Genomic DNA, 25,995 nt, shown 5'->3' with positions numbered 1-25,995 from the left:
CCTGCGCCAATCCGACCCTCCGCAGGAGACTGCGGAGGGTCGCTTCGCGGTGCGCGGGAATGCACGGACGCGAAGCGGTCGGGCAGGCGCGTTTGAGATCCTGCCGGGACACGCTTGAACTGTTCGCGATCCAGCGCGGCGTCCGCGCCGGATCGGACTATTGCGGTTCAGTGCGCGTGTGCCGCGGGTTCGAAGAGGATCAGCTCGACCCGTTCGGTTCCGTCGACATGGGCGTCATGGCCCGGCGGGATCTCGAAGAAGTCGCCGTGCCGAATGATCGCCTCGTGCCCGGTCGCCACCATGCGCACGACCAGCGTGCCGGACAGGCAATAGCCGGTATGGTGCATCGGGCAGGTATCGGGCGACCCCAGAAGCGGTTTCTCGTCCCGCTCCCATGTCCAGCCGGGCTCGAACTTTGCGTACATTCCGGTCGACCCGGCCGATGTGCGCACGATGTCGATGCCGCCATGCTCCTTCATGTCGAGAGCCTCGTCGGGCGTCTCGAACCGTCTGGTTTCGATGCCGTCGATCATGGTCGATCTCCTTTCGCTGATGGTGTCGCGGCGCGTCAGACGCCGACGATCTCGCCCCGGATGGCTTCGAGGATGTCGCGGACCTCCGCCCGCGTCTCAGCGTCGTGGCCGTGCCGGGCGAGCGTGCCGATGATGTCGTCGGCTGCGGCCGTGTATTCGGCATCTGTCACGAGCATTCCGCGGTGCGCCTCGGTCATGCTGCGCCCGCGATAGGTGTCCGGGCCGCCGCTGCCTTCGGAGAAGTAGGCGCAGGTGTGCCGCTTGATCTCCTCCACGCGGTCGGGTCGGTCGAGATAGGGCGTGAAGCGGTGCTGGATCGTGGGATTCTCGAGGTGCGCCGCGACGATGCCATCGACCAGCGTGCGCAGACCCGCGCCACCGCCCAATCGTTCATAGAGCGTCACCCTCGAGAGCCCGCGGGCTGCAGAGTCCGTCATTGTCGGTCCTCCCTGTCCTGTGGTGGCCGCGGTGCAAACCTCGCAATGACGGGCACCGCGGCAGAGCGCTTGGGATCAGGCGGGTTGCGACTTCGCCGCCTTGATGTCCGCGGCGGTCATCGGGGTGCCGCCGATGGCCCATTCGCCGCTGGCGATTTCGCGGATGCGGACCCAGGTCGTGCCGCGCAGCGCTTCGCCCTCGACGCGCACCATGGCGTCGGTCACCTCCGAGAGCATGCGCCGCTTCTGGTCGGTGTCGAAGACACCTTCTATCAGTTCGATATCGACGAGTGGCATGGCCGATCCTCCGTGCTTGCAGGGTGCGCCAGTCCGTTCCGGCGTGGCCTCAGGCTGCCAATCGCGGCCCGCTGCGCGCCAGTTCACGGTCTGAATCGCGCAGATACAGTTTCTGAACTGGCCGTGCGGGGCGCGTGCGTGGCACCCTCGGGGGCACCCGAGACAAGGGAGGTATCGATGACGAACGCGAGCTATCGCCAGTTCTGTCCAGTCGCCATGGCCTCGGAGATCCTGTGCACCCGCTGGACGATCGTGCTCCTGCGCGAGTTGATCGCGGGCTCGACCCGGTTCAACGAGTTGCGCCGCGGCGTGCCGCGCATGTCGCCGGCACTGCTGTCCAAGCGCCTGCGCGAGCTGGAGGCGCAGGGCGTCGTGGAGCGCGAACGGTTGCGGGAGGCGCCCGAGGTCGAGGCCTATCGGCTCACCTCGTCGGGCCGCGACCTGCAGCCGGTGATCGAAGCGATCGGGATGTGGGGCCAGAAATGGGTCGAAGCCGAACCATCGCTGGAGAACCTCGATCCCGAATTGCTGATGTGGGACATGCGTCGCAACCTGGACACGGACCCGGTCCCGGACCGTCAGACGGTGATCGAGTTCACCTATCCCGAACTGCCCCCGGCGCAGCGCCGATGGTGGCTGATCGTTCAGCCCGACCGAAGCGTCGACTTGTGCAATGTCGACCCGGGCTTTGATGTCGACCTCTTCGTGCACACGGATCTTCGGACCATGACGCAGATCTGGATGGGGCTGACCACGGTCGGCCGTGCGGTCGAAGCGGACACCATGACGATGACCGGCCATTCGGCACTGGCGCGGGATATGCAGACATGGCTCGGCCTCAGCCCCTTCGCGGTGCAGCAGAAGCTGGCCGGCTAGGCTGGCGGCGGCGCTGAAGCGCAACAGGCCGGACGTGCCGCGCGGCGTGCCGGGACGGCCGACGCCGGCGTGCCGGTCGTTGCGGGGGGGCGTGTCGAAAGGAGGGCTGTCGCTTTCGCCGCGTGTCGCATCCGCTTCGATGCTCGCCCGGATAGCGCGGCTCCTGCGCGCGCGCCACTGGTCATTGTTTCGAAGTCACACCGGCTCGGCCCATTTTGTTCACGGGGAGACAACAACATTGCGCGGGTTCATCCGAATCGGAACTATTCGATTTCTTTATCCGCGCGGCACGTTTCGCGCCTGAGGTTGTCAGGGCAATATAGTTATGCAATTATTGGTATTATCACGATTGCCTATAATCGGCTGCGTATGGATTAGCATAAATTAATCGGTCGCGACATTCTACTTTTAGAGGTTTGATAATAAACATTTTTCTCATGTCATCTGGCGCTGAGAGAATGCGTCTTTTCCAAGAAAAATGTATTGAATTGGGGCGTTTAAATGGCCTTGGGTGAGCCAGTCAGCGCCTGCCGGCCCAAAGGCCACCCCGAGCAGAGGCGCTATAGAGAAAATCCGAAGGAGCGGTTCCCGGGGCGCGGTCAGCGCCCCCTTTGCGCCGTGTCCGGAATATAGACGGTGAAGGATATTTCACATGGTCGACGTTAGTTTTAATCAAAGCACGCTGAATGGATATGACGGCTTTGCCTCGGCGCTTCAGTGGCACAGCGACGGGCGGCTTTACGTCGCCGAGAGAACCGGATCGGTGAAAGTGCTCGATGTCGAGAAGACCGACTCCGGCGACTTCGACGTGACGAGCACCGATCAGATCGACCTCATCAACAACATCGTCAATCACAACGACGACGGGACCGAAGCGTCCGACGTGGGGGGCCGGCAGGTCACGGGCCTTGTTGTGGGCGACACGGCCGAGGACCCCGTGATCTACGTGTCGTCGTCTGATCCGCGCATCGGCGCTGGCGGCGGCGGCGAGGACAAGGGCCTCGACACCAATTCCGGCGTGATCTCGCGCCTGACCTACAACGACGCGACCGGGTCCTGGGACAAGGTGGACATCGTGCGCGGTCTGCCGCGCTCGGAAGAGAACCATTCCACCAACGGGCTCGAGCTGTCTGACGACGGCAGCACGCTCTATGTCGCGCAGGGCGGGCACACGAACGCCGGCGCGCCCTCCAACAACTTTGCCGGTCTGCCCGAATACGCGTATTCCGGCGCGATCCTTTCGGTGGACCTCGACCAGATCGACCAGATCGAACAGAGCGAGGGCGTGAAGGACGCCGACGGCGCGAACCCGTTCGTCTACGATCTGCCGACCCTGAACGACCCGAGCCGACCCGACGACGGGACGGCGGGGAACGAGAATCCCGACGGAACAGATGTCGATGGTCCGTGGGGCGGCAACGACGGCTTCAACATGGCCAAGCTCACCGAGGACAGCCCCGTACAGGTGTTCTCGCCGGGCTATCGCAACGCCTACGACATCCTGCAAACCGAGGACGGGCACCTCTACACCTACGACAACGGCGCCAACAACGGCTGGGGTGGTCAGGCCGTGGACGAGTCCGGCGCCCACGTGGACGATCCGTCCCAGACTGCGACGACCCTGCCGCACGAGGACGACGACTACGATCCGCAGAACTACGACAACCTGCACCGTGTGACCGAGGGCAGCTACGGCGGGCATCCGAACGCGATCCGCGCCGCGGGCGAGGACGCCGGGCTGTTGGTGACGCCCGAACAGGGCGTGAATGACAGCGAATGGCTGGAGGCCGGGGACGGCGATCTTCCCGAGGACTTCGCCGACGTCGTGCCGACGACGAACCCCGAGGAGGGCGTCTACCAGGAGGGCGGCTACGAGGACACTGCGCTCGACACCGGTTCGGGCTCGGTCAATGGCCTGGCCGAATACACCGCGAGCACGACCTGGGATGACGGCAACGGCGTTCAGGAATCGATCCAGGGCGCGCTTCTCGCCACGGACTACAACGGCGACATCTACGTGATCCCGCGCGACGAGGATGGCGTGGTCCAGACCACCACCGGGGGCAACGGCCAGACGGTGGCCGAGGGCAAGCAGGTGATCGACCTCAATGCCGGCGGCGGTCCGCTCGGCATCGACGCGCAGGGCGACGGCGAGGCGTTCGCCGGCTCCGTCTGGGTCGCCAACCTCAACAATTCCGAGATCAACATTCTCGAACCTGGCGAAGGCAGCGGCGTGTCGACCGACCGCGACAACGACGGGCTCGACAACACCGCCGATCGGTTCGCGCTTGACCCCGAGAACGGGACCGGCGCCGCCAACACGCTGTCGGGCGGAGAGGGCCTGTTTCTGCCCTTCGAATCCGGCACGATGCCGAACACCTATGGCGGGTCGGGCTTTACCGGCGCGATGACCAACGGCGAGGACGCCTTCATCGATGGCGGGCTCTATGACGCCGACAACATCATCGCCGGCGGTGCCGGGGGTGTCTTCACCATCAAGTCGGTGACGCCGGGCGACGCCTACCAGGACACCAACAAGAACAAGGCGGCGATGCAGACCGGCGTGACGCTGGACGACAGCGTCGGCACCGCGGACATCACGCTGAGCATGACCAACTGGATCCCGGACGCCACGTCCGAGGGCGGATTCCCCTCGGCCGGTCTGCAGATCGGCGCGGGCAACCAGGATGACTACCTCAAGCTGGTGCTCGGCGGGCGCGGCAACGATGGCGGTGATTTCGAAAGCGCGATCTTCGAGACCGTGATCGAAAGCGACGGCGCCGCGACCAGTACGCAGGTCACCGACAACGCTCTGCTCGATCCGACCCAGGCGGATTGGGTGCAGCTGCGCGTCTCCATCGACAAGCAGGAGGGCACCGTCACGCCGTCCTGGGCCTATGGCACCGGCAGCGTGCCGGCGACAGACGATCCCTCCACGGTCTTCACCGAAGGTGAGCCGGTGACGATTCCCGAGGGCAGCGCGCTCGCCCAGGCGATCGACGGATCGCTCGAGGTGAACGGGCAGCAGAGCGGCCTTGCCGCCGGGATCATCGCCACGTCGAACGGCGGCGCGCCGTTCCAGGCGGATTTTGACGATCTTCGGATCGCGACCACAGAGCGTGAGCCCGACAACGCCGTCACGACCGACGACCCGGACCTGTCGGACGACGGCACGGCCGGCCTCGATCGAGTGGTTTACGAGGGTGACCAGGACGTCACCGTTCCCAACGACATCGAGATCCTGAGCCTCGATGGCAACGACAACGATATCGCCGTCACCGGCGGCGACGCCGGCACGACCTTCGAGGCCGGACCAGGCGCGACCACGTTCACCGGCGGCGGCGGCGCCGACACGATCACCGGGACGGGCGAAGAGCTCGACGGCGACGAGATCACCGATTTCGAGGACGACGACACGCTTCTCGTCGAGGACGTCGACGCGGATGCGGGCCTCGCGAGTGTGACGGCAGGTTCCGCCGTGCTCGGGCTCGACACCACCGGCGACGGATCGGCGGACAGCGAGGTGACGCTGACCGGTGAGCCGTTCACGGACGGCGCCGCGCCGGAGGACTTCGATGTGGCCGTTGCCGACGGCGAGATGGCCATCACCTACGATCCCGGCCCCGGCGAGGTCGTGACCGCGATCAACGCGGGTGGCGACGCTCTCGAGCAGGATGGGATCTCCTACCAGGCGGACGAGTTCTCGACCGGCGGCGAAACATACACGGACGGGAGCGGCGGCAACGGCGAACAGCCGGTCTATGACGGGACGGTCTACGAGACCGAGCGCTACGGCGAGTTCTCCTACCAGATCCCGAACCTCGACGCGGGCACCGACTACGTGGTCGAACTGCACTTCGCCGAGATCTTCCTGACCGAAGACGATACCCCGCGCATCTTCGACGTCTCCGTCGAAGGTGAAACCGTGCGCGAGGATCTGAATATCCTGGAAGAGACAGGCGATCCGGACGTGGCGTACAAGATCACCACCGATGCCGTGAGCGTCGGCGAGAATGGCACGCTCGACGTCTCGCTCGGCCAGCCTGACAGCGACAATCCCAAGATCAGCGCCATCGTGGTGCGCGAGGCGGGCGGCACGCCGCCGCCGGCGGACACGACCGGCCCGACGGTCGAGTCGATCTCGGTCTCGCCGCCGCAGGCGGGCGACGCGAGTGCCGCGGTCACCGTGGAGTACAGCGATCCCTCGGGCGTGGCGATGTCCAGCATCGGCGCGAACGATATCGCGGTCAGCGGGCCCGGCGATACGGGGCCGGTCACGGTCGCAGACAGCACGGCGTCCGATGACGGCACGACCCTCACGGTCACCTACGAGGTCGACAATCCCGATGGCGGTGCATGGACCGACGGCAGCTATTCCGTCGAGGTCCTCGCCGGCGCGGTGAGTGACGAGGCGCCAGCCGGCAACGTCAACGCGGCGGCGAGCCAGGACTTTTCGGTCGAGACGACGACGCCGGAGCCGGAGCCCGGCCAGTCGGAATTCGTGGTCGGCATCAATGCCGGCGGCACCGAGTACGTCCGCGCAGGTGATGGCGCGGTCTTCGAGGCCGACGAGGCCGGAGATCCGCATCCGTTCTACGTGTCCGGTCAGGACGGCGACAACGCCTACTCCGATACCGCCAACCCGATCGAGGGCACGACGGACGACCCGCTCTACCAGACCGAGCGCTACGGCGATGCGGGCGAGATCGGTGACGACGACACGGGCGTCTTCTCCTACGAGTTGAAGAACCCGGACAATTCCGATCTCGCCGACGGCACCTACGAGGTCGTGCTGCACTACGCCGAGATCTTCGATCAGCCCCAGCAGGGCAACGGTCTGAGCGGTCCGGGCGGACGCGAGTTCGACATCACCATCAACCGAGAGACGATCAGCAACTACGACATCTGGGAAGAGGCCGGAGGCGGTTCGACCGCGACGCAGGTGAGCCGCACGGTCGAGGTCACCGACGGGTCCGTCGACGTGTCGTTCGCCGAAGGCGATGCCGAGAATCCCAAGATCAACGCGATCGAGCTGCGCCGCGTGAACGAGACGCCGGACGAGATCGGCGCTGTTTCGCTCGGCATCACGCCGGACGCGGACGACGTTCAGGCGTCGAACTTCGGAGCGGGGTCCTTCATTCTCGAGAACATCGGCGACAAGGAGGTCGAGCGCGTGTCGCTCGACGTGTCGGGGGCGCTCTATCCCGACAGCGTGTTCGATCCCTTCGGTATCGCCGGTGACGACGTCGGCAAGGAGCTGACCATCAACTCCGCGGGCGGAACGGGTGTCGAGGCTCCGACCACCGACAGCGCCACCACCTTCGACAGCGACACCGCGACCTATGTGGGCGCCGGCGGCGAGGACGGCTTCGAGGGCGTGATCTTGCGTTTCGACGACGAAACGGATGGTGGCTTCGAGCCGGGCGAGACCGTGACCTTCGCGGCCGACATGGATCCCAACTCCATTGCCGGCACCGACAAGGAACCGCTGGACAGCGGCAGCGACCCGATGTGGGACATCGGCGGCATCTCCGGCGCCGAGCTGATCGGGTCCGAGTTCACCGTCACCTTTGCGGACGGCACCGAGGCCACCGGCCAGGTGCACGGCACCGATACGCAGGCCGGGTCCGAAGGCGTCGCGACGCAGGTGCCGCAGGCCAAGTCGGTCGATCTGACGGTCAACGGCGTGGAGCCGGGCGCCGCGGGTGAATACGGCGATGACGGCGTCAGCATCGTGGTTCAGGGCGAAGCCGGCACGACCGCACGCGTGGTGCTGTCGACCGGCATGATCCAGCCGCAGGAGAACAACCTGAGCGGAGACTCCGCCGACCAGCTCGGCGATCAGCTCGCCGAGCTTCAGAACGCGGTGTTCCCGGCCAACAACGCGGCTCGGTTCCAGACCGTGGACGTGGAGCTTGACGGCACGCCGCAGGACATCTCGGAGATGTTCGACATCTACGATGTGCCCGACTACGACATTCCCGGCGAAGGAGAGCTTCCGCTCGCCCTGTCGGCGGCGGTGATCGACCCCGAGAACGGCGATCAGGTGCAGGGCCCGGTGACCGAACCGGTCTACCTCACCCATGCCGAGGCGCCGCAGGAAGGCGCCTATCGCCCGAACGACGATGGCGACATCGTCTTCGAGGTCGAGGATGCCGGCGCGTCCGATCAGGGCGGCTGGAGCTACGTGACCGAGAACCAGCCCGACGGGCACGAGGACTTCACCGGCAGCGGCTACTACCGCTGGACCGGCGGAGACAACTTCAACGATCCGGGCAACAGCACGCTGAGCTACGAGTTCACGCCGACGGAGGACGGCACCTACTACGTGAACCTGCGCGGCAGCCGGTTCGAGGAGGACGACCCGACCGAGAGCAACGACAGCTTCACTCGCATCCTGCAGGACGGCACGCCGCTTCAGGCGCTCGACGGCTACCAGGGCGGCCAGCAGCATGAGCCCGAATACACCGGCGACGCTTCTGAGGGCTGGCTGAAGACCTACCAGTCCGGCGGATCGGAGACCGACTGGCTCTGGGCCAACAAGAACGTGGACGACGTCGGCATCCCGGTTGCCTACGACCTCGAGGCCGGCACCACCTACACGTTCGAGATGTCGGGCCGCTCGGAGGGTCACGAGGTCGACCGCGTGCACATCGCGAAGATCGACGATCCGGCCGATCCGTCCGCCGGAGAGACCACAAATCCGGTCTCGCCGGACGAAAACGCGCCCCTGTCGCCGCAGACCCCGGTGGAGGACACCGAGGCGCCGACCGCGACGATCGAGGAGATCGCGCCGGTCTCGACGCTGGCCGACAGCCAGACGGTGTCGGTGGTCTATTCCGATGACGTGGCGCTCGACGCGGCGAGCATCGGCGCGGACGACGTGACCGTCACCGGGCCGGAGGGCACCGTCTACAATGCCGTATCGGTCGAGACGACCGATCTCGGCAACGGCGACATCGCGGCCGACTACCTCTTCGAGGCGCCCGCAGGCGGCTTCCCGGCCGGCGACTACGATGTCGACCTGCCGGCCGGCGCGGTGACCGACGCCCAGACCAAGCCGGTCGCGGCGGCGAGCGACAGCTTCACCGTGGCCGAGCCCGCGGACGACGCGGCGGCGCGGATCGAGGTCCTCACCGGAAGCGGGATCGACTCGAGCAGCTTCAGCGGCAACGCGTTCACCATCACCAACGAGAGCGGAAGCGGCCAGCAGATCGAGACGGTGACGCTCGACCTGTCCTCGGCGCTTCTTCCGGACATGGTGTTCGACCCGGAGGGCAACGCCGGCGACACGGCCGGGAAGGCCTTCACACCGGATTCGGGGGCGGCCGAGGTCGGTCTCGTGACGTCCGGAGGAGCCGAGGGCGTTCCGCCCTTCGGCGCACCGACCGGGAATGACGGCTACGAGACGCTGCAGACCACCTTCGACGACTTCGACACCGGCGAAAGCTTCGGCTTCTCCGTCGATGTCGATCCGGCCAGCATCGAGGGCGGGGCGACCACCGGCTTTGCCGGATCCGTGTCCGGCCTCGAGCTCGCCGGATCGGAGGTCACGGTGACGTTCTCGGACGGCACCACCCAGACGGGTGAGCTGTTCGCGGACAATACCGGCACCGAGGGTGAACCGAGCCAGGGCGGCAGCGAAGCCGTCGTCGGCTCCGCGCCGCTGTCGGCGGCGCCCTCGATCAGCGTTCCGGGCCGCACGGCCGACCGCGACACGGATGCCGAGGCGGACACCGCGATCGTGCCTGAGACCGAACAGGTCGTGCAGATCGACGGCGGCGAAGCGCTCGCCGGTCAGACGGTCCGCGTCCTCGTGGTCGAAGGCAGCGTCGGCACCGATGGCGTCGAGCCGCCGGAGCAGGTCTTCGACGCTCTCGGCGAATTCGGCGCGAACATGGCCGAGACCGTGACAGCCTACGATGTCCAGCTGGACGCCGAAGGGCAGGGTTCGGTCGAGGTCAGCCTGGCCGACAGTGACGACAGCGACCCCTCTGTGGGCCGCAACTACGTCACCGCCGCGGCCATCGACGCCGGCGGCGAGGTGACCGGCCTCACGGCCGAGCCGCTCGCGCTCAAGGTCGGCGAGCCGGAGAACCGCGCGCCAGAGGTCGACGGCGACGCCTCCGACCTCTCGGTGACCGGGGACGAGGACTCTCCGATCGCGGGCACCGTCGTGGCGAGCGATCCCGACGGCGATGACCTCGCTTACGCTGTGGCCGACGGCGGCGCTCCGGAGAACGGTTCCGTCGCATTCGGCGAGGATGGTTCGTTCACCTACACCGGCGATGCCGACTTCAATGGCGATGACAGCTTCACCGTGGCCGTCTCCGACGGCGAAGGTGGCAGCGACACCGCCGAGGTCGACGTGACGGTGGATGCCGTGAATGACGATCCGGTGGTCGACGAGGCGGCCTCCGACCTCTCGGTTTCGGGCGACGAGGACACTGCCATCGGCGGCGACATCGTGGCCTCGGACGTGGACGGTGACGACCTCGCCTACACGCTGGCCGGTGGCGGCGCGCCTCAGAACGGCTCCGTCGAGTTCGGTGAGGATGGTTCGTTCACCTACACCGGCGACACCGACTTCAACGGTGAGGACGGCTTTACCGTGGCCGTCAACGACGGGGACGGCGGCAGCGACACCGTCGATGTCGATGTGACGGTGGATGCTGTGGACGATGAGCCCTCGAACGTTGATCCGGTGATCGACGAGGCGGCCTCCGACCTCTCGGTTTCGGGTGACGAGGACACCGCCATCGGCGGCGACATCGTGGCCTCGGACGTGGACGGTGAAGATCTCACCTACACGGTCGCGGATGGCGGCAGCCCGGAGAACGGCGCGGTGACCTTCGCGGACGGCACGTTCACCTACACCGGCGATGCCGACTTCAACGGCGATGACAGCTTCACCGTAGCCGTCACCGACGGCGAAGGTGGCAGCGACACCGCGGAGGTCGACGTGACGGTGGATGCCGTGAACGATCCGGCGCAGATCGGCGGTGACACCAGCGGCAGCGTGACCGAGGACGAGGCCGAGGTCGCGACGGGCACGCTCACCGTGTCGGATGTCGACGACCCGGACACGTTCACCGAGCGGTCCGCAAGCCAGACCAGCCGGAGCGGCTTCGGCACCTGGACCGTCACCAGCGGCGGGGCGTGGAGCTACATGCTCGACGGATCCGAGCCGGCGGTGGATGCGCTCGACGAGGGCGACACCCTGAGTGACAGCTTCATCGTCGAAAGCGTGGACGGCACCGAGCAGACGGTCTCCATCGAGATCGAGGGCGTCACGGACGATGAGGAACCGGACCGGGTGCTGATCGGCGACGATGGTGACGACGAGCTGCAGGGCTCGAGCCGGAACAACCGCATCGAGGGCAGCGAGGGTGAAGACACGCTCGATGGTCTCGGCGGGAATGACGGCATCCTCGGCGGACCCGGTGACGACGTCCTGTCGGGCGGTGACGGCGACGATGACCTGTCGTCCGGTGCCGGAAACGACACGGCCACGGGCGGAGCCGGCGACGACTCCATCGGTGGCGGCTTCGGCGCGGACAGCCTGTCGGGCAATGCCGGCGACGACATGATCGGTGGCGGTCTCGGCGACGACACCATCGACGGTGGCGACGGTGACGACCGCATGGGTGGCGGCGACGGTGACGACAAGATCACCGGAGGACCCGGAGACGACACCATCGGCGGTTCGTTCGGGAACGACACCATCCACGGCAACGGCGGGGACGACAGCCTCGGCGGCGGCTCCGGCATGGACCGGCTCGCTGGCGGCGACGGCGACGACTCGCTCGGTGGCGGCTTCGGCAACGACGTCGTGGTCGGCAACGCGGGCGACGACTTCCTCGCCGGAGGCGGCCGCGACGACACGATTGTCGGCGCTCACGGGTCGGACCGCATCAACGGCGGTGAGGGCAGCGACTTCCTCACCGGTGGTCCCGGCTCCGACACGTTCGTCTGGCAGGACGGACCGGCTGGCGACACCGACGTCGTGACCGACTTCGAGGTTGGCGAGGACACCATGCTACTCGTCGGCGTCGACAATGCACCGGGAACCGGCCTCGCCGGCAAGGTGGACGCCCTGTCGATCGAAAATGTCAGCGACATCACGTTCAACGGGCAGCAATACAGCGGCGCCGAGCTCGAATATCAGGGTCAGACGATCCAGCTCATCGGCGTGTCCGTCAGCGAACTCGGTCTCGACGACTTCGACTTCGTCTGAGGCGTCACCGAGGCGAACACGAGACATGCGGCGGGCCGGTCTTCCGGCCCGCCGTTTCTTTTGGCGCCTGCCGGGAAGCGCCCGCCGGCGTCGCCGGATGATCTCGCGGGGGCGCAAGACCGGTGTCGAGAGAGAACGGTCTTTCGAAGCAATGGCCGCTACGGGCGGGCAGGGGGCTGAGCGGTGATCTTCGGATTACGGCGCGATCCTACTCGCGCGATCTCGATTTGGCTTTTCCGGATCGGCATCGCGGTCGACGGCGCGGACACTTGCGCAGCCAATGGCTCCGCCGCGGGATCGTCCCGCAGAAAGAGACAATTCGATCGTGGCCGCACGACCGGACCCGTGTCGTACACTGCGCCGAACCCTTACCGGGGGAGATATGTGACGGCATGCGCGTAACCGGCGGGCCGCGCAAAGCTTCAGGTTGACCGGTGGGCGAAGTTCTGGCGTCATCCCGTGAGTTATTCTTCATTGCATATTCGAGGGCGCCATGGCCGACTTCATCGGGACATCCGGGGTAGATACATTCGACGGGACCGCGGAGGCGGACTTTTTCGATCTGCTGGCCGGCAACGACACCGCCTTCGGCCTCGGTGGCGACGACACGCTCCTCGGAGGTGCGGGCAACGATGCGCTGTCGGATGGTGACGGCAACGACTCCGTCGACGGTGGCGACGGCGACGACGCGTTCCAGGGCGGCTCGGGCCAGGACACCTTCAACGGCGGAGCCGGGCGGGACACGCTCCTCTTCGATCTGAATGGGGTTCCGGCGGACGCGTATGTTGCCGAAGCCAGCCTCGTGACAGGCGAAAGCGGCGCCGTCGGGCGGCCGGACCTCCGCGATGAGCTTATCGACATCGAGGACGTGATCTTTCTCGGTGACATCGACGCCATCATCATCGGCGACGACGGTGACAATTTCCTCTGCACGGACAAGGGTGAGGACACGATCGTCGCGGGCGCGGGGAACGACACGCTGATCGGCGGCGACCTGGGCGACATCCTCCGCGGCGAGGAGGGGGACGACGAGTTCGAAGCGGGCGGCGGTGCGGACACGATCGCCGCGTCTGACGGCAATGACACGGTCGACGCAGGCGACGGCGACGATTTCATTGGCGGCGGCCTCGGCAATGACGAGATCGACGCGGGCAGTGGCAACGATATCGTCGGCGGTGGCTTCGGCGATGACAGCATCATGGGCGCCGATGGCGACGACGTGCTCGCAGGGGGCGCCGGCACCGACACCCTGACCGGCGATGCGGGCAACGACACGATGGGCGGCTCGTACGGGTCGGATACCCTGACCGGTGGCGACGGTGACGACAGCATGGGCGGCGGCTTTGGCGAGGACACGCTGGAGGCGGGCGCCGGCAACGACTCGGTCGGCGGCGGCCTGGGCAACGACCTGATCTTCGGTGGTGCGGGCAACGATTTCCTCGCCGGCGGCGGCCGCTTCGACACGATCGACGGCGGCGACGGCAACGACACGATCAACGGCGGCGAGGGCGACGACGTGATGACCGGGGGCGCCGGCGCCGATGTCTTCGTATGGACCACCAGCGAAACCGACAGCGTCGACCTTGTTCTCGATTTCACCGACGGCGCGGACCTTCTGCAGCTCACGGGCGTCGAAAACGAACCTGGCAGCGGTCTGCAAGGGCGGGTCGATGCGCTCGACATCACCGACACCATCGTGGACGGCGCCGCCGGCGTCGCCTTGAGCTACAACGACCAGACGATCCTGGTCGCCGGCGTGACGGCCGATCAACTCACGCTCGAGGACTTCGTTTTCCTCTAGACCCCGGCGTTCGGCCTGCCAGCCGCGGGCCGTCGTCTCCCGGTTATTCGGGGCCGGCAGCGACCTCGGCAGACGGCTGCGGCGCTGGTGAGCGCCGTGGCGCGCACCGGGGCAGGCCGAGCCGGCGCCTCGCACACCCGGCCGAGTCTCACTGTCGGTCTTTGCGGAGCGGCCTCACGACCGCCAGACATGCCGATGCCTGAGCGCGTCCGGCTCAGGCGGTCAGGACGACCCTGCGTCCGGCGACCTCGTGCACCTCGATCGGGGTGCCGTAGAGCGTGCCGAGCGTTGCCGGGGTGACGACCTCGGCAGGCGTGCCGTCGGCGAAGACCCGGCCGTTCTTGAGCGCGACAATCCGGTCGGCGTAGCGCGCCGCGACCGTAAGATCGTGCAGCACGATCGCGACGGCGGCACCGTCCGCCGCGCGGCGGCGCGCGACTTCCATGACCCGACGCACGTGCGAGAGATCCAGATTGTTGAGCGGCTCATCGAGCAGGAGCATCTCGGGTGTCTGTGCCAGCGTCATCGCGATCAGCGCCCGTTGCCTTTGCCCGCCGGAGACCGTGTCGAGGAAGCGGCCCGCGAGGTCGGCGATGTCGAGATCCGCGAGGCAGTCGGCGACGATGGCGCGGTCGTCGGGGCCGAGGCGCCCGCCGCAATGCGGGTAGCGCCCGAAGGCCACGAGGTCGCCGACCGTCAGGCGCGGGGCGATGCCCGCCGATTGCCGAAGGATCGCCAGACGCCGGGCCAGCGCGGGCGAAGGGATCGTGCCGATCTCCTGCCCGTCGATCAGAATCCGGCCCGCGTGCGGGCGGATCAGCCGGCCCAGCGCCGCAAGCAGAGTGGACTTGCCGGCGCCATTCGGGCCGACGAACGCCGTGATCGCGCCACCGCCGATCGCGACGTCGACCCGGTCGAGAACCGGTGTGCCGCCGATGCGCACGTCCAGACTTCGCGTTTCAATCATCGCGCATGTCCTTTCAGCACGAGAAGCAGGAAGACGACGCCGCCGATCCCTTCGATGACCACCGACACGGATGTCTGGAGGGACAGCACGCGCTCGAAGATCGTCTGGCCGCCGACGAGGATCGTCGAAGAGACGAGCGCGGCCAGCGGCAGCAGCACCGCGTGCCGCCACGTGCCCGCAACCGCGTGCACCAGCGCCGAAACCAGCAGGCCGAAGAACACGACCGGCCCGACCAGCGCGGTCGAGACCGATACCAGCACCGCGACGAGCCCCATCGTCCGCCGCGCCTCCCGGTCATGGTCGACGCCGAGCCCGATCGCCGTCTCCCGGCCGAGAGCCACCACGTCCAGCCGGTCGTGGCGAGTCCACAGAAGGGCCGTGGCAAGCGAAGTTGCCCCGGCGGCAATCCAGAGGATGTCGGCCTCCACGGCATTGAATCGGGCAAAGCTCGCGGCCTGCACCACGGCGAATTCCGACGGATCGATGAGCCGGTTGATGAGGCTCGTGAGGCTGCGAAACAGGATCCCGAAGATGATGCCGGTCAGCACGAGCCGTCCGAGGTCGTCGCTTCGCCGCATCAGCGCGGCGAACAGAGCGAGCGCCGCGCCCAGCATCAGGGTTGTTTCCATCATGAACCGGGGGATGGCGCCGAGCATCGCCACGCCGACCCCGCCGAGCCCGAAAACCAGCCCCGTCTGGATCAGCAGGTAGAGCGCATCGAAGCCCATGATCGAGGGCGTCAGGATCCGGTTTCCGGTGACCGTCTGGAATGCGACCGTCGACAGCGCGACGGCGGTGGCCACGACCAGAAGCGCCACGAGCTTCTGCCCGCGGAAGGCGAGCACGAAGCTCCAGTCCCCGCGCGCGCCGAGCGTGAGGAAGAGCCCGCAGGCCAGCGCGCAAAGGCACAACGCAATGACCACGGCACGCTCAGGCACGGGCCGGCCGCGCATGCAGAAGCCACAGGAAGATCGCGGCGCCCAGCACGCCGAGGATCGTGCCGACCGGCACTTCGTAGGGATAGCGCAGCACCCGACCAAGGATGTCGCAGGCCAGAACCAGCCCGGCCCCCAAAAGAGCCACCGTCGGCAGCGTCGAGGCGAGGTTGTCGCCCCGCAGCCGACTGACGATATTGGGCACGACGAGGCCCACGAACGGCACGAGGCCGACGGTCACCACCGTGACGGCCGTGACGACCGACACGATCGCGAGCCCGAGTGCGAGGATCCGGCGATAATCGAGCCCGAGGCCCGTGCTCGCCTCCTCGCCCATGCCCGCGATGGTGAAGCGATGCGCGTAGGCGAAGGCGAGGGCGGTCAGAAGCCCCGAGACCCAGAGAAACTCGTAGCGCCCGAGCATCACGCCCGAAAACTCGCCGTTCATCCAGACACCGATGAACTGCAGCAGGTCGCGTTCGAACGCGAGGAACGTGGTCGCCGCCCCGAGGATGCCGCCATAGACGATCCCGGTCAGCGGCACGAGAAGCGGAGCCTCCGGCGGCAGTCGGCGCACGAGCGCGAGAAAGACCGCCGTGCCGACAAGCGCAGCTACGGTCGCCCCTGTCATCTTCAGCCACAGCGGCGCACCGGGCGCGATGAGCGTGATCGCCACGAGACCCAGCGCCGCGGCCTGGCCGGTGCCCGCGGTCGACGGTTCGACGAAGCGGTTGCGGGCGAGCATCTGCATGATGACGCCGGCCACCGCGAGGCCGGCCCCGGTCAGAAGCGCCGCCGCCGTGCGCGGGGCGCGACTGACGGCGAGCAGCCACAGGCCCTCGACATCCGCCGAAAGCTGCCCGACACCCACGAACAGGCTGGCGACCGACAGCACGATGAGGCCGGCGCCCGCTGCCCGCGCCGCTGTCACGATCCGCCGGCGGACAGCGCTTCGGTCAGCGTGGCGAGCGTGTCGAGCGTCGCCTGTGCGCCGCCACCGGCGAGATAGATCCGCGCGGCGTCGAGGTAGATCACCTGGTCGCGCTGCCAGGCGGTCGTTTCGCGCACCAGCGGATTGTCGAGCGTCGCGCGCGCACCTTGGCTGTCGGAGCCGATCGCCGCACCCCGATCGATGACGAGGAGCCAATCGGGATCGACGTCGCGGATGAACTCGAACGACACCGCTTCGCCGTGGGTGGTGGTGTCGAGCCCGTCGGCGGCTTCGGCCAGGCCCGTGGCGTCGTGCAGCCACCCGAAGCGGGAGCCGGTCCCGTAGGCCGAAACCTTGGGTCCGTTGGTGAGCACGACAAGCGCATCGCCCGCGCCCTCGGCTGCCGCGCGCGCCGCGTCGATCGCCGCGTCGATTTCCGCGTTCAGCGCCGCGCCGGCGTCTTCGCGGGCGTAGAGGCTGGCGTAGGCGGTGATGCGGTCCTGCGCCTGGCCAAGGATGTCATCCCCCCAGATCGTCATGTCGATGGTCGGCGCGATCCGCGCCACTGCGTCGTGCTGCTCCGACGATCGGCCGCCGACGATCACGAGGTCCGGCGCCATCGCGTTGAGCGCTTCGAAATCAGGCTCGAACAGGGTGCCGGCGTCGCCGGCGTGGTCCGCCAGGTAATCGAGGTAAATCGTGTTGATCGAGCTCAGACCCGACACGCCGAGAGCGTCCAGCGTGTCGAGCGCGGCCATGTCGTAGACGACCGTGCGCTCGGGTTGCGACGTCACCTCGGCAGGCCCGCGCGCTGTCTGGATCTCGACCGTCTGGGCGACGGCGGGAGCGGCGAGGGCGAGTGTCGCGATCAGGGCGAAAACGCACCCTACGGCGCGCCGGCGATGCGGGGATGTGAACGAAAGCATGTGCGTTTCGTCTCCTTCGATCAGGTGGGGTTGGGAGGAGGCGGGCAAGTGGCCCGGCCCTTGCGGTCGCGCCAGAAGCGGCCGGGCGAGACCGCGAGCGAGGTCGGGGTGCGAAAGAAGCCCGGGAGGTGGCGCCGCGCGGCGCCGGACCGGACCCCGGCTGGTCGAAAGGAGCATGAAAGCCTCTTGCGCGAGATCGACGATGTTGGCTGGAGAGCACGCGCGGTCGACGGCAATCTGGCGGACAGCCCGGTTCGGGCTTGCGCCGGCCGATTACCTGAGTAATTCAGTCAGGGCAAGGCGGGATGCCGCCGCGACATCAGGAGACCGGAATGACCACAGCACACACACGCTTCGAGACGTCCAGCGCGGACCGCTATCTCGGGCAGATGGTCAAGCATTTCGCGCACAAGATCCCGGCCGCCCAGTCAGGCCGTACCGCGAGCCTCAATTTTCCGGTGGGCGACGCCGAACTGGCGGCAGACGATGGCGGGCTCGACATCGCAGTCGAAAGCGCGGACGCCGAGGCGCTCGATCAATGCAAGGCGGTCGTCGAGAACCACCTGCTGCGCTTCGCCTTCCGCGAAGAGCCGGCGCCGCTCGTCTGGTCGGACTGAGCGCGGAGAGCCGCCGCCGCTGTATGTCGCGCACCGTCCTTGATCCTGCATCGCCTGCTCTGTCGCGGCGCGCCGTGCAGTCGACCGCCCGGCCACCGGCGTAGACCGGCAGCGGTCGCCGACCTTTCATCGTACGGTTGCATCCTGCGCGTAGCATCCCGCTGCGATGAAGGAGATCCGTGATGACCGAGTTCAAGCACATGACCGCGCGCGTCGCGGTCTGGAACATCGCCGGATTTCTCCAGATCTCGGACGCGCGGGCGGCGAACCAGGTCGAAGGGCTCGCGATCCTCGACGCAGAGTTCGTCACGCTCGTCGAGGTCAAGCCGTTCTCGCACATGCAGCGACTGATCGATGGTCTCGAGGCGCGCGGATGCACCTACCGCTCCGCGATGCTGCAGCAGGCCAGCGACCTCAACATCGGGCTTCTGTTCAAGGACGGCGTCGACGTCCAGAACCTGCGCTTCATCCCGGGCTCGGATCTCGGGGATCCCGACCGCCGCAAGGCGCTTGTTGCGGACGTGCGCATCGGCCGGTTCGACTTCACGCTCATCGCGGTGCACCTGAAATCCGGGCGCGGCGGTCCCGAACAGCGTATCCGCGACGAGCAATGCAAGGTGATTGGCGCGTTCATTACCGATCTGCGCCGCCAGTCGCGCGAGGACATCCTGCTCATGGGCGATTTCAACATGATCCCGGGCGAGGACGTCTCGAACTTCCATCACCTTGGCGGCGACGACCTGATGAACTTCGTGTCGTCGTGGGATCTGCAGGATCGGTTCTCGCACATCCTTCCGGCCGGTCGGGCAAACCTGCTGGACGGGTTCGCGATCTCGCGCACGTTCTCGACGGAGTATATCCGCGGCTCGCTGCGCCTGTTCCCGATGCACTGGACGCTCGACATGGGGCGCGAGCGGTTCCGCGAAAGCGTGTCGGACCATCTGCCTTTCGTCGCGTCGTTCCGCATCGATCGCTCGCGCGACTGACGCGCGCGCGCGTCCCGTCGAACGCAAGCGTTGTGGCCGCGCGGGTCCAATGCAATATCGTCTCGCATGGGCGCGCCGATCCTCACCGTCGACAGTCTGGCCCGCGATCTGCGGGTGCTGGGCCTTCGCACGGGCGACGGCGTTTTCGTTCACGCGTCGATGCGCGCGATCGGGCCGGTGATCGGCGGTGCGCGCAGCGTGATCGAGGCGCTGCAGCAGGTTCTCGGACGCGATGGCCTGATCGGTATGCCGGGGTTCTCGGGGGATGCGAGCTTTCCGCCGCATCTCGACCGGGCCGCGATGTCGGAGCGCGAGATCGCCGAGGCGGAGCGGGCGGTTCCAGGCTTTGACCGGCGCCGCTCCGCGACACTTGGCATGGGCGTGATCGCCGAGACCTTCCGGACGTGGCCTGGAACGGAGCGCAGCGACCATCCCAACGTGTCGATCTGCCTGAACGGACGCGGCGCGGCCGAATTGACGGCGTCGCATTCAAGGGCCTGGGCGACGGGCCCGGACACGCCCCTTGGCCGGCTGTGCGATCGACCGGCGACCAAGATCCTGCTCATCGGGGTGGACTGGACCCGGTGCACCGCGCTCCACACCGCCGAAGCGCGGGCCCGCCACCGCCGGACCAAGCTGCGCCGCTTCAAGAGTGGACCGAATGATGCGGACTGGGTCGAAACTCACGATGTGGCGGACGATCTGGGCCGGCTCTTTCCCGCGGTCGGTGCCGCGTTCGAGGCGGCGGGCCGCGTCCATCGCGGGCGCGTCGGCGCGGCCGAATGCCGGCTGTGCGACTTGGCCGAACTCGTGGGATTTGCCGCCGAAGAGATTGATGCGGCGAACCGGGCGAGCGGCGATCTCCATTAATCCATCGTTGGAATTGGAGGCGCCGTCGCGGCGAATTGAGCCAGCCCCCGTTCTACGTTTCCGGCTTGCCGAGAGTGTTCCGCCGGTCGCGGATATTTGATGGCTCGGCAGATCATTCAATATTGCCAACAAGAGTTTCCGTGCGTGTCCGGTCGAGTGATCCGAAAACGCAGCTCCACCGTGCCCGCAGCGCAGAACAATGCGTGTCGAGCGATGCGTCGACTTTGAGGTTGAGACATAAAGCTATGGAAACATTGAATTTTAAGATCCCTTCGAAAGCCTCCGGACACAAGGCGTGACTGGAGCGAGCGCGGCGTGTTGGAGCGGCGCCGGTATTCCAGACGCCTCGGGGAAGAAGCGCCCATGAATTCACCGGCGAAATCGTGATTGGCGGGAAATGGCCATAAATCGGCGCTACGGCCAATGAAGCCGTAAAGCCGATGGAAAAAATCAGGAAACGCAATTTTCATGCCCGACCTTGTCGCGACCGAAACGCGGGTCAAGTCGCCGCGCAACGGCACCGATAAAGGGACCTAGTGATGTCCGAAACACCCCCAGATCTGACCCGGCCCGGCGTCTCTCGCCGCGGCTTCCTGCAAGGCAGCTCCGCCGTCGCCGGCTCGCTTGGTATGGCCGTCGGCGCGGCCGAGGCGCAACAGGCTGAGCCGAGCGCGGACGCCCGGACGATCGCGCTGACCGTGAACGGGACGCGGCGCCACGTGACGGTAGAGCCGCGCACGACCCTCGTGGAGGCGCTGCGCGATACGCTCGGCCTGACGGGCACGAAGATCGGCTGCAACCAGGGTCAGTGCGGGGCCTGCACGGTCCTGATGGGCGGCACACGTGTCAATTCGTGCCTCACGCTCGCAGTGATGGCCGAAGGCACCGAGATCGTGACGGTCGAGGGTCTGGCCGATCCGACGGGCGACCTGCACCCGATGCAGGCGGCCTTCGCCGAGAACGACGCCTTCCAGTGCGGCTACTGCACGCCCGGCCAGATCCTGTCGGCGATCGCCTGCATAGAGGAAGGCCACGCCAACGACGCGGTCGAGATCCGCGAGTACATGAGCGGGAACCTGTGCCGGTGTGGCGCCTATCCGAACATCGTGGCCGCCATAGAGCAGGTCCGTGACAGCGAGCAGGGGTGAGACGATGAGAAGCTTCAGCTATTCCAGCCCGGGTCAGATCGGCGACGCGTCCGATGCCGCGCGCGAGTCCGGCGCGCAGATCATCGCCGGCGGCACGACCATGGTCGATCTGATGAAGATCGGGGTCATCGCCCCCGATGCGCTCGTGGACATCAACGGTCTGTCCGACCTCGAGGGATACGCGGTTGCCGGCGACCGGATGCGCTTCGGCGCGCTGGCGAAGATGTCGACGGTCGCCGACGATCCCGCGGTGATCGATGCCTTCCCGGCGCTGTCGGAGTCGCTTTGGAAGGCTGCGAGCCCGCAGCTCCGGAATGTGGCGACCCTCGGTGGCAATATCCTGCAGCGCACCCGATGCCCGTACTTCCGTGACACCGCCTATGCGCAGTGCAACAAGCGCAATCCCGGGTCGGGCTGCGCCGCGCTCGAAGGCGGTGAGACGAACCTGCACGCGATCCTCGGCGGCTCCTCGGCCTGCGTGGCGATGTATCCCGGCGATTTCGCGCAGGCTCTGATCGCGTTCGATGCCGAGGTCGTGGTCAGCGGCGCCGGCGGAGAGCGCACGATCCCGTTCAGCCAGCTGCACGTGCAGCCGGGCGATAGTCCGGAGGTCGAAACCGTTCTGGAGCCGGGCGAGATCGTGACCGAGATCGTCCTGCCTGTCGTGCCCGCGATGGCGAACAGCACCTACCTCAAGGCGCGGGACCGCGAGAGCTACGCCTTCGCCTCGGCCTCGGCGGCCGTCGGCGTCGCCATGGACGGCGATACGGTCAGCGACGTGCGGATCGCACTGGGTGGTGTCGCCTCGGTGCCGTGGCGTGCGACCGATGCCGAAGACAGCCTGCGCGGTCAGCCCCTGACCGAGGAAACGGCCCGAGAGGCCGGCCGCATCGCGTTCGAGACCGCCGAAGAGCTCGAAGGCTCGGCCTACAAGATCGCGCTCGGCGCCGACGTCGTGGCCGGCGCTCTGATGCAAGTGAAATCCCGGATGGGAGGCGAATAATGGCCCAGACGATCAACACGCGCGTCACCCGCACCGATGCCCGGCGCAAGGTGACGGGCGCCGCCACCTATGCCGCGGACGAAATCCCTGCGGGCATGCTGCACGGGGCGCTGGCCTGCTCCTCGATCGCTGTCGGCACCGTCACGTCGATCAACACCAGCGTGGCCGAGGCCGAACCGGGCGTTGTCGCCGTCTACACGCACGAGACCCTGCCGGACTACAAGACGGTCAAGGGCTTCTATGCCGGCGGTCCCGGCTCGGCGTCGTTCTGGCCGATGGAGGGCACCGAGATCCGCTACGCGGGTCAGCCCGTCGCCTACGTCGTTGCCGAAACGGCGGCGGCCGCGCGACGCGGCGCGGATCTCGTCGAGGTGTCCTACGAGGAAGGCGAGTCCCGCATCCACATGACGCCGGATGACAGCTTCGTTGTCGGTGCCGGCGAGGACAGCGACGGCATGATCCTCGATCAGGGCGATTTGCAGGCTGGCCTCGACAGCGCGGCGCAGTCGGTCGACATGACGTTCACCACGCCGTTCCAGCATCACAATCCGATGGAAATGTTTGCGGCGACCGCGGAGTGGCGCGGCGACCGCCTTACCGTGTGGATGCCGTCGCAGTCTGTGCGCACGCTTCGCGCGGGCATCGCCGGCGCCTACGGTCTACCGGAGACGTCGGTGCGCGTGATCTCCTCCTTCGTGGGCGGCGCATTCGGGTCGAAGGCCGGCATCACGCCCTACACGATGTTGACGATCGCTGCCGCAAAGGGTGTGGGCGCGCCCGTACGGCTGATCGTGACGCGGCCGCAGATGTATACCGTCGCCACCTTCCGTCCGGAGAGCGAGCAGAAGTTCCGTCTCGGTGCCGATGCAGAGGGCCGTCTGACCGCGTTCGAGCACATCGAGACCGCGCAGACGTCCCAGTTCGACATGGTGGTCAACGCGGGCACGCACATTACCCGCGCGATGTATGCCTGCCCCAACATCCGGACCGAGCAGCGTCTGTCCCGCTCGGACACCAACACGGGCGGCTTCATGCGGGCGCCGAACGAAATGCAGACCTTCTGGGGTCTCGAATCCGCGATGGACGAGCTTGCGTGGAAACTCGAGATGGATCCTGTTGAGTTGCGCCGCGTGAACGATGCACGCGAGCACCCGACCGAGGGAGTTCCGTTCTCCTCCCGCTCGCTGATGGAGAGCTACGACGCCGTTGCCCAAAGCTTCGGCTGGGCCGACCGGGGCCGGGAGGTCGGCTCGATGACCGACGGAGACTGGCTCGTGGGGTACGGTTGCGCCACCGCGACCTATCCGACGAACATCCTCGCCTCGAACGCGCGGGTCCGGATGCAGGCATCGGGGAATGCGTATATCGCGCTGGCCGCACATGACGTCGGCACCGGCACCTACACGATCATGGCGCAGGTCGCCGCCGCCCGGCTCGGCGTTCCGGTCGAGGCGGTCGACGTGGTGATGGGCGAGGCATCCTTCCCTGTCGCGCCGATCTCCGGTGGCTCGACAACGGCTGCGTCCGCGGGCTCGGCGGTCCACGATGGCTGCATGAAGATCGCCCAGCAGGTCGCGACGCGGGTCTCGGCCATGTCCGAGGGGCCGCTGTCGGGCGTCGATCCGGCACAGGTCACACTGGACGACGGCACGCTGCGCGGTCCGAACGGTCAGAGCCAGAGCCTGGCGGAAGCGCTGTCGATGCTTCCCGAGGGCGAGGTGGAGGTGATCGGCGAGTTCCGTCACCCCGCGCTCACCAACGAGCTCGTGGCCGCGACGTTCAAGGGCGGATACGGCACCGCCGGGCCCGTGACGCCGGATTTCGCCATGTTCGCCTTCGGCGCCGAAATGGCTGAGGTGCACATCCACCGGTACACGCACGAGATCCGTGTGCCGCGCCTGCACGGCGCCTTTGCCGCGGGCACCTGGCTCAACCGCAAGACCGCGCACAGCCAGTTGCTGGGGGGCATGGTCTGGGGGATCGGCTCCGCCTTGCATGAGGTCACGGAAACCGACTCCGCGCGGTCACGCTTTCTCAACGCGAATATCGCGGAATACCTGATCCCGGTGAACGCCGACATCCGCGAGGTGCGGGTAGAGATGCTCGAAGAGCAGGACGACTACGTCAATCCGCTCGGCGTCAAGGGGATCGGTGAGCTTGGCATCGTCGGTACCGCGGCGGCCATCGGCAACGCGGTCTACCACGCGACAGGCACGCGGCTCACGTCGCTGCCGATCCGCATGTCCGATCTCGTGTCGACGTGACACGCGGTCGACGGGGCGGGTCGTACCCGCCCCGTCGCGGCATTTTCAGGGGCAGGGTTCGCTTTTCGGCGGCACGCGCCTGATTTGCATTCGCGGGGTCAATCCGTCGCAAAGCACTGGTCCTCGGTCGCGTCAAATGTTTGCGGGACTTACAGTGGCTTGCGCCTGATATTTCGCGCAGCCACCGCGCTATTGTTCTGGGTCGTCCGCTGAAGATCCGACACCCGTTCGCGTCTCTGTGTGTGGTCTTGCCGAGGCTGTCCGGCAGAATAGGTCGCTCATGCATGACGTTTTGGTAACAGCGCGGGGCCCGTCCGACCTTGAACGACATTATTCCGATACATTGCGGAGCTGTGCGGAACGCCGCCGGCGGCGCGTTCCGTGGCGCCTGCGCCGTCCGTCGCCGGGCTGTCGCATGAAGGCCGCCCAATCGACCACGGCGGTTCTCGTTAACGCAGGCCCGGCCCGGGCTCTGGCGTATTTCGGCCTCGCGATCAGCCCCGCAACTCTGTTCGCTGCGTGGATGATCGCGCCGTCGGGTGTTTACCTGACCGCCATTGTGCTCGCTGTTGGGTTCGCGCTCGCCGTCCGGTCGATGGCCGCGCGGTATCCGCATGATCGCCTCGGCGCCTGCAATGTCGTGACGGCCACGCGGCTCGCGCTGGCGTCGATCCTCGTGGCGACGCTGTCGGGTGACACGCTCGGCGCGCCGGACTGGATCGTGTTCGGGATCGCCGTCGCGACGCTTAGCCTCGACGGCGTGGATGGATGGCTGGCGCGCAAGCAGGATCTCTGCTCGGAATTCGGCGCCCGATTCGACATGGAGGTCGACTCCGCGCTCGCTGCGATCCTCGCGCTCTACGCCGCCGCGGCCGGGTATGGCGGGCTGGAGCTCATCGTGCTCGGCGCGTCGCGCTATCTCTTCATCGTGGCGACGGCGCTATGGCCGGCCTTGGCTGCGCCTCTGCCGCACAGCCTTGCCCGCAAGGCCGTCTGCGCGCTCCAGATCACCACGCTCGCGCTTCTGTCGTTGGGGTTCCTGCCCGACGGCATCATGCGCACGCTGTCGATCGGGGTAGCGCTCCTGGTCGCCTGGTCGTTTGCGCGGGACGTGCGCTGGCTGACCTCGACATCATGAGGACACGCCGGACCGGGTTAGCCTGCACC

The 25,995-nt window shown here is 67.2% G+C and carries 17 protein-coding genes; 10 read left to right on the top strand and 7 right to left on the bottom strand.

The genetic code is table 11. The annotated features are described in order from the left end of the window. Nucleotides 1–167: 167 nt before the first annotated feature. The 3 genes from ROJ8625_RS07350 to ROJ8625_RS07340 all read right to left on the bottom strand — a co-directional run bounded on the left by ROJ8625_RS07350 (nucleotide 168) and on the right by ROJ8625_RS07340 (nucleotide 1,267). Complete coding sequence (locus tag ROJ8625_RS07350) at nucleotides 168–533, bottom strand: cupin domain-containing protein (RefSeq protein WP_085791214.1); 366 nt, start codon at nucleotides 531–533, stop codon at nucleotides 168–170. 35 nt (nucleotides 534–568) lie between these two features. Next, nucleotides 569–970, bottom strand: a complete 402-nt coding sequence (locus ROJ8625_RS07345; protein WP_085791213.1) for a group I truncated hemoglobin — start codon at nucleotides 968–970, stop codon at nucleotides 569–571. A 75-nt stretch (nucleotides 971–1,045) separates the two neighbouring features. Further along, the gene (locus ROJ8625_RS07340) at nucleotides 1,046–1,267 is read right to left on the bottom strand and encodes a tautomerase family protein (RefSeq protein WP_085791212.1); all 222 of its coding nucleotides are present in this window, start codon (nucleotides 1,265–1,267) and stop codon (nucleotides 1,046–1,048) included. A gap of 177 nt (nucleotides 1,268–1,444) precedes the next feature. Between ROJ8625_RS07340 and ROJ8625_RS07335 the strand changes: the two genes are divergently transcribed. From ROJ8625_RS07335 to ROJ8625_RS07325, 3 genes are all read left to right on the top strand, one after another. Next, entirely contained in the window at nucleotides 1,445–2,143 is a 699-nt protein-coding gene (locus ROJ8625_RS07335; protein ID WP_085791211.1) for a winged helix-turn-helix transcriptional regulator, read from the top strand. A 652-nt stretch (nucleotides 2,144–2,795) separates the two neighbouring features. Further along, nucleotides 2,796–12,380 carry a tandem-95 repeat protein gene (locus tag ROJ8625_RS07330; protein ID WP_085791210.1) on the top strand — a complete coding sequence of 3,195 codons (9,585 nt, stop codon included), beginning with the start codon at nucleotides 2,796–2,798 and terminating at the stop codon, nucleotides 12,378–12,380. A 493-nt stretch (nucleotides 12,381–12,873) separates the two neighbouring features. Beyond that, nucleotides 12,874–14,181, top strand: coding sequence for a calcium-binding protein (locus ROJ8625_RS07325; RefSeq protein ID WP_143535067.1), 1,308 nt, complete (start codon nucleotides 12,874–12,876; stop codon nucleotides 14,179–14,181). Between the two features lie 214 nt (nucleotides 14,182–14,395). On the opposite strand, the gene ROJ8625_RS07320 is transcribed toward ROJ8625_RS07325, so the two are convergent. From ROJ8625_RS07320 to ROJ8625_RS07305, 4 genes are read right to left on the bottom strand one after another with little or no spacing between them, the layout of a single operon-like run. After that, entirely contained in the window at nucleotides 14,396–15,148 is a 753-nt protein-coding gene (locus tag ROJ8625_RS07320; protein WP_085791209.1) for an ATP-binding cassette domain-containing protein, read from the bottom strand. Then, entirely contained in the window at nucleotides 15,145–16,101 is a 957-nt protein-coding gene (locus tag ROJ8625_RS07315; protein ID WP_085791208.1) for an iron chelate uptake ABC transporter family permease subunit, read from the bottom strand. The genes ROJ8625_RS07320 and ROJ8625_RS07315 overlap by 4 nt, the downstream gene beginning before the upstream one ends. Beyond that, nucleotides 16,079–17,014, bottom strand: coding sequence for an ABC transporter permease (locus tag ROJ8625_RS07310; protein ID WP_085791207.1), 936 nt, complete (start codon nucleotides 17,012–17,014; stop codon nucleotides 16,079–16,081). The genes ROJ8625_RS07315 and ROJ8625_RS07310 overlap by 23 nt, the downstream gene beginning before the upstream one ends. Then, nucleotides 17,011–17,940 (bottom strand): siderophore ABC transporter substrate-binding protein, encoded by a 930-nt coding sequence (locus tag ROJ8625_RS07305; RefSeq protein ID WP_085791206.1) that lies wholly within the window; start codon nucleotides 17,938–17,940, stop codon nucleotides 17,011–17,013. The genes ROJ8625_RS07310 and ROJ8625_RS07305 overlap by 4 nt, the downstream gene beginning before the upstream one ends. Nucleotides 17,941–18,272: 332 nt before the next feature. Between ROJ8625_RS07305 and ROJ8625_RS07300 the strand changes: the two genes are divergently transcribed. The 7 genes from ROJ8625_RS07300 (at nucleotide 18,273) to ROJ8625_RS07270 (ending at nucleotide 25,966) form a co-directional block, all read left to right on the top strand. Further along, nucleotides 18,273–18,557, top strand: coding sequence for a DUF2218 domain-containing protein (locus ROJ8625_RS07300; RefSeq protein WP_085791205.1), 285 nt, complete (start codon nucleotides 18,273–18,275; stop codon nucleotides 18,555–18,557). A gap of 182 nt (nucleotides 18,558–18,739) precedes the next feature. Further along, on the top strand, nucleotides 18,740–19,543 hold the full coding sequence (locus ROJ8625_RS07295) for an endonuclease/exonuclease/phosphatase family protein (protein WP_085791204.1): 804 nt from the start codon (nucleotides 18,740–18,742) through the stop codon (nucleotides 19,541–19,543). A 66-nt stretch (nucleotides 19,544–19,609) separates the two neighbouring features. Continuing rightward, the gene (locus ROJ8625_RS07290) at nucleotides 19,610–20,413 is read left to right on the top strand and encodes an AAC(3) family N-acetyltransferase (protein ID WP_085791203.1); all 804 of its coding nucleotides are present in this window, start codon (nucleotides 19,610–19,612) and stop codon (nucleotides 20,411–20,413) included. Nucleotides 20,414–20,952: 539 nt separating this feature from the next. Next, nucleotides 20,953–21,561 carry a (2Fe-2S)-binding protein gene (locus ROJ8625_RS07285; RefSeq protein WP_085791202.1) on the top strand — a complete coding sequence of 203 codons (609 nt, stop codon included), beginning with the start codon at nucleotides 20,953–20,955 and terminating at the stop codon, nucleotides 21,559–21,561. Nucleotides 21,562–21,565: 4 nt separating this feature from the next. Beyond that, a complete protein-coding gene (locus ROJ8625_RS07280; RefSeq protein ID WP_085791201.1) occupies nucleotides 21,566–22,564 on the top strand; it encodes an FAD binding domain-containing protein in 999 nt (332 codons plus the stop codon). Further along, nucleotides 22,564–24,828 carry a xanthine dehydrogenase family protein molybdopterin-binding subunit gene (locus tag ROJ8625_RS07275; protein WP_085791200.1) on the top strand — a complete coding sequence of 755 codons (2,265 nt, stop codon included), beginning with the start codon at nucleotides 22,564–22,566 and terminating at the stop codon, nucleotides 24,826–24,828. The genes ROJ8625_RS07280 and ROJ8625_RS07275 overlap by 1 nt, the downstream gene beginning before the upstream one ends. A gap of 415 nt (nucleotides 24,829–25,243) precedes the next feature. Next, nucleotides 25,244–25,966 carry a CDP-alcohol phosphatidyltransferase family protein gene (locus tag ROJ8625_RS07270; RefSeq protein ID WP_159456735.1) on the top strand — a complete coding sequence of 241 codons (723 nt, stop codon included), beginning with the start codon at nucleotides 25,244–25,246 and terminating at the stop codon, nucleotides 25,964–25,966. The last annotated feature ends 29 nt before the right edge of the window (nucleotides 25,967–25,995 follow it).

This window comes from Roseivivax jejudonensis (genome assembly GCF_900172265.1).
Taxonomy (GTDB): Bacteria; Pseudomonadota; Alphaproteobacteria; order Rhodobacterales; family Rhodobacteraceae; genus Roseivivax; species Roseivivax jejudonensis.
This window is presented reverse-complemented; position numbering and strand designations above follow the sequence as displayed.